This window comes from Flectobacillus major DSM 103, from assembly GCF_000427405.1.
GTDB lineage: Bacteria > Bacteroidota > Bacteroidia > Cytophagales > Spirosomataceae > Flectobacillus > Flectobacillus major.
Genome location: NZ_KE386491.1, coordinates 4723433 through 4726195 on the forward strand (window position 1 = coordinate 4723433; position 2763 = coordinate 4726195).

A 2763-nucleotide genomic window follows, 5' to 3' on the forward strand; every position below is an offset into this window, starting at 1 on the left:
CTGAGCTTTTGCGGTCTGGACGGGACTCGAACCCGCGACCCCATGCGTGACAGGCATGTATTGTTTGTTTTTATTTATATTGATATATTTTTAAATATCTGATTTTTAAACGTTTATATGCGTTTATTCTTTTGGTTATTTGTATTTAATTGTATTTTTTTGCTACATTTGTTTAAACTATGTTTAAACCATATAAATCAAAATTTGTAAATGGCTTCTATTGATGTGCTTTTGTACACCTCCAAAGTATTAAAAAACGGGGAACATCCTATTATGGTTCGATTGATTAAAGACCGAAAACCTAAATATATCTCTGTGGGTATGAGTTGCTCCAAAGCAATGTGGGATGATAAGAAAAATTTACCAGCTAAAAAACATCCTCTTGCGACTGAAATGATTATTAAAATTGAAAGAACAAAAACAGATGCAAGACGACTTTTGATGCAGTTAGAGGATGAAAAGGCAAGTTTTACTGCTGAAGAATTCACCAAGAAACTTAAAAACCAAGTAAACGTATAACAGTACTTCAGTTTCTCGATGAGGTAATAACTGACCTGATGAAAGCGGATAAGGTAGGCAATGCAAACGTTCATAAAAATTTAAAGAAAGTACTTGAGCGTTTTAGAAATCAAAAAGACTTCACTTTTTCCGAATTGGACGGTTCTTTTTTGCGAAGGTTTGAGCAAGATTTCAGGGAAAGAGGTGTTTCTGAGGTTTCCATGAGTGTACATTTTCGTACTTTGAGAGCCTTGTACAATAGAGCCGTAGTAGAAGATTTTGCCAAGAAGGAAGCAGACCCTTTTGTTGATTACAAAATCTCTAAATTCAACACTAAAACGCAGAAAAGAGCTATTAAAAAAGAGGATATTGTCAAAATAGCTTCTCTTAAAGTTGAAAAAGGAACTAGACTTTATGATTCTCAAAACACTTTTCTTTTTAGCTATTATTGTTCTGGAATTAACATAAGTGACATTATCGAGCTTGAGTGGACGAATATATCTCCAGATGGTTTGATGGAATACGAGCGAAACAAAACACACCAACGTCAAGTGGTACAACTCTTACCACCCGCTAAAGAAATACTCGCATACTATCAAAAATATAGCTTAGGAGACTATATATTCCCGTATCTTGATAAGTCGAAACATAAAACAATTCCTCAAATTACTAATCGTATTAAGAAAGTCACAAAGCAGATAAACCAAGATTTGAAAGTGCTAGCAGAAATGGCAGGAATAGATGCTAACTTAACAACCTACGTAGCGAGACACACGTTCGCAACGGTTTTGAAGAGAAGTGGGGTCGAAATTAGTAAGATTAGCGAACTGATGGGACATGAATCAGAGAAGGTGACAAAGGTTTACCTCGATTCATTCGAAAATGATGAGCTGTATGAGGCTACTTTAAATTTATTGTAGAGTTAGTTCATTACAAACTATGCTTACTTATTGGCTGTAAGAAAAGAAGTCCTTTGATGATGATTCTTGTGATTAAAAATCTAGTCGAAGCAAGTTTCGCTAAGACATATTAGAAGGATACAAGTAACTATTTATGGAATATATGAGTTATGTTACTTATTTCTCCATTTGAATAAGATTTTATATAACAGATTATTAATTTTATAGGAATACTTTTTTGAAATTGGTAACTATGCTTTTAAAGTATGAGAGATATAAGAAAAAGCTTTCTTACTGAGCAATAATTTCTTAATTGAGAGTTTCAAAATATTAGAACAATAGCATTAATGTGATTATCTTTAGTCTAAGATAGTATATGCAAAAAACAAATATGATTTGATTGAAAATAAATGAGTTAATGAGTGCATTTACTGAAGTCCTATCAATTAGAACAAGTACCTATCACATCTATTATGTGAAAAAGGCTTCAAAGCAATGTTTAGTAGAAACTATATTTGGCTGAAACTTTAGTAAATGATAAATAAACTAGAGGATTTTCTATCATTGAATCTTAAATTAAACTGTTTTAATTTGTAATTTAATACTATAATTATATGGGTATATGACCGAAAAACAGTTATTAAGACTTTACACCAAGTATCATAGAGCTAAAACTAATGAGCTTAAGTCTATTACTAAAAGTATACACTTTAAGTCCAGAGATTTAACAGTAGCCTCAGATGTCGAATTTTGTATTATTATGATTGCTTCTTGTAATTATTTTCGGTCTCAATTTATTGCGAATATATTAAAAGCGGGAGAGATTAATTATAAACTTGGAGTAGGATATAAATCTTTAATATTATCAATTATCCATGTACAGGAACGCCATAAAGCAACTAAAGAAAAATTCTTTAAAGATAAACCAGAGAAGGAAACAGGTCTTGTTTTTCGTAGGAAAAAATTATGGAGATGGTTTCCTATCCCTTTCACAAAAACAATAGAATTTGAAGGAAAGTACAATCCATATACGTTTATTTTTGATTTAGAGGTTGTTAAAACTGAGGAAGAAATCATCAAACATTATGCTGAACAGAAAGCATCTTTATACCATTACAAGCGAGTTTTGATTAAAAATAAATGGTTCAAAGGGCAATTTTATAACGCTCTTGTCGAAGGTAAAATTGATAAAAATAAAATAAAGGATATTATGATTGACGTAATTACAGAATTTCAAAATCAAGCACCTGAGATTGTAGGATTTTTAGGAAAAGGATTAGCAAGTGGCTTGTTTTCTGGTGTCGGGAAAGATTTTTGGGAGAAAATAAAAGACCGCTTCAAATCTGAAAAAGACAAAGTCGTGATT

General features: G+C 31.6%; 3 protein-coding genes. All 3 read left to right on the forward strand.

Annotated elements, in window-relative coordinates:
* Nucleotides 1–210: 210 nt before the first annotated feature.
* A complete protein-coding gene (locus FLEMA_RS76330; protein ID WP_052354263.1) occupies nt 211–519 on the forward strand; it encodes an Arm DNA-binding domain-containing protein in 309 nt (102 codons plus the stop codon).
* Nucleotides 516–1418 (forward strand): tyrosine-type recombinase/integrase, encoded by a 903-nt coding sequence (locus FLEMA_RS74120; protein WP_262486538.1) that lies wholly within the window; start codon nt 516–518, stop codon nt 1416–1418. The genes FLEMA_RS76330 and FLEMA_RS74120 overlap by 4 nt, the downstream gene beginning before the upstream one ends.
* A gap of 601 nt (nt 1419–2019) precedes the next feature.
* Nucleotides 2020–2763, forward strand: a 744-nt coding sequence (locus FLEMA_RS77000; protein ID WP_044173578.1) for a hypothetical protein, incomplete at its 3' end; no start/stop codon positions are given.